Here is a 2,269-nt window from a genome sequence, read left to right as displayed (position 1 = left end):
TAGACAGGGTTACTGAATATCTTGAATCACATATAAGTGGACGCATTGAAGAAGTTGCTGTTTATAGTTATCCTCAATTAGTAGAACAACACGAAATAACTGGACGCATATTTATCTCGTTAGCTGTCAAATTTTCAAAAGCGCGTTTAATAGATAATATAATAATTGGAGCTGAATAAAGTGATAAGAACAATGATGAATGCTAAAATTCATAGAGCAAGAGTGACTGAGTCAAATTTAAATTATGTAGGTAGTATTACGATTGATTCAGATATTTTGGAAGCGGTAGACATCTTGCCAAATGAAAAAGTAGCCATCGTGAATAATAATAATGGTGCACGTTTTGAAACATACGTAATAGCTGGTGAAAGAGGTAGTGGTAAAATTTGTTTGAACGGTGCAGCATCAAGACTTGTTGAAGTAGGCGATGTAGTCATAATCATGACTTATGCACAGTTAAATGAAGAAGAAATTAAAAACCATGCTCCTAAAGTAGCAGTAATGAATGAAGACAATGTCATTATTGAAATGATTCATGAAAAAGAAAATACGATAGTGTTATAAAATAGTATAAGTTAGAAACCTCTAGTAGATAACAATGTAGTTATCCATTAGGGGTTTTTATTTTTATGCCAATTGGGTTAGCGTAATAGAAGTAAAGGTATTATCGTTGCAATTTTATCAGTGTTAAATGATGGACATATTTATAAAGAAATAGTTTTGCGAATTGATTATCTAAAACAGTATTCAGAATTTATTTGGTAGAAAATAGAATTCTTAACTTAACGAGATAAGTTAATGACATGTTGTTTAGTTTCGTGAAGTAAAAATATTGAATTGATAGCAATTATATAATAAAATTATATGAAATAGATAAAAATAATATAGATTAAAGGAGGAATGCCTATGACAAAAATTTTTAAAATATCATTTTTGATTTTGTTAGTAGTAATTGTTTCTAGTTATTATGGTGAAAGTTTTGTCTTAGCTGATAATAATCCTATCGTCAATTCAGAAAATGGTAGTGATAATAATTTTGAATCAGGAACAATTGAACGTAATCAAAATGAGCTTTATGAAGTAGGTGATTATAGTACGCCCTTAACTGAGCGAGTTTTCGGTAAAGATCAAAGAACGGTTGTTAATAATATTTTACAAAGACCTTATAAGCAGACTGTATTATTAAATATGACGTTTTCAAATAACCGTGTATATAAAGGCACCGGTACTATGATTGGTAAGGACATTGTATTGACAGCGGCTCATAATGTCTATTCTAAAGACGATAAGGGTTGGGCTAAAAAGATTGATGTCTATGCTGGAGTAAATGGGCAAACATATACAATAGGAAAGGCCTTTTCGCATAAGTTTTTTGTATCTAAAACTTGGATTAATAATGCTCCTACAAAAGAAGATATAGCAATTATTAAGTTAAATAGTAATTTAGGAAATAAAACAGGTTACTTAACTTTGAACACACACATTAGCAAAGGTGAAAATATTGAAATTTCTGGATTTCCAGGAGACAAGTCAGACAACAGACAATATAAAGGTAAAGGGAAATTAGAAAGTTTTGATGAGAATGAAATGTATTATACGGTAGACACATTTTCAGGACAAAGTGGTAGTGCGATAAGAGATTCAAAAAACAATATCATCGGAGTACATGCATACGGCAGATATAATCATAATTCAGGCGTGAGAATAAATGATTTAAAATTAGATTACATAAATTATTGGATAGGTAAGTATAGAAGTCATCCATATAATAAGAAAGTGAAAGTAATTAAAAGTAAGTATATATATTGGAAAAACATTGAAATTACAAAAAAGGGTGATAATAAATTAATTAAAAAAGATAAAGCGTACACAGCTAAACTCTATTACAATATTCCAAATGGGTATAAATATTACTCTTTATACGACGAAAAAAATAGATGGATGGGTTACTTTAATAGCAATGATATTAAGGTAGTAAAATAGGAAAGGATGAATAAGATGAAAAAAGTTATAAGTTTATTTGTTGCAATTTTATCAGTGTTGATTTTTACGGATAATGCGAACGCCGAAAATAACAAACCTGAAGGTGTGAATGAAAACAGCAATTTAATACCAGTTAGACAACCGGATGCAAATTATCCAGGGCCAGTTAGTGACATAGCACGTGTGAAAAAACTTGATAATTTAATAGATGGCACGAAAGATCCAGATGTTATCAAGCAGTTGAAAGATGATAATGAGGTGCCGAATAATGCGGTAAAGGCAAAAG

General features: G+C 30.2%; 3 protein-coding genes and 1 pseudogene. All 4 read left to right on the top strand.

The window, feature by feature from the left end; genetic code table 11:
- Positions 1-179 (top strand): pantoate--beta-alanine ligase (locus IDG60_RS11470; RefSeq protein ID WP_481906089.1); only part of this gene is annotated, 179 nt, incomplete at its 5' end.
- A 1-nt stretch (position 180) separates the two neighbouring features.
- On the top strand, positions 181-564 hold the full coding sequence (panD, locus tag IDG60_RS11465; protein WP_000621532.1) for an aspartate 1-decarboxylase: 384 nt from the start codon (positions 181-183) through the stop codon (positions 562-564).
- A 342-nt stretch (positions 565-906) separates the two neighbouring features.
- Complete coding sequence (locus IDG60_RS11460) at positions 907-1,983, top strand: trypsin-like serine peptidase (protein WP_000161220.1); 1,077 nt, start codon at positions 907-909, stop codon at positions 1,981-1,983.
- A 15-nt stretch (positions 1,984-1,998) separates the two neighbouring features.
- Positions 1,999-2,269, top strand: a pseudogene (gene sasK / locus IDG60_RS11455) (LPXTG-anchored surface protein SasK); the annotation flags it as partial.

The sequence above is a fragment of the Staphylococcus sp. EG-SA-2 genome (genome assembly GCF_017152085.1).
This window is presented reverse-complemented; position numbering and strand designations above follow the sequence as displayed.

Coding starts and splice junctions, on each gene's coding strand:
- IDG60_RS11460 (WP_000161220.1), top strand. CDS start 907: ATGACAAAAATTTTTAAAATATCATTTTTGATTTTGTTAGTAGTAATT.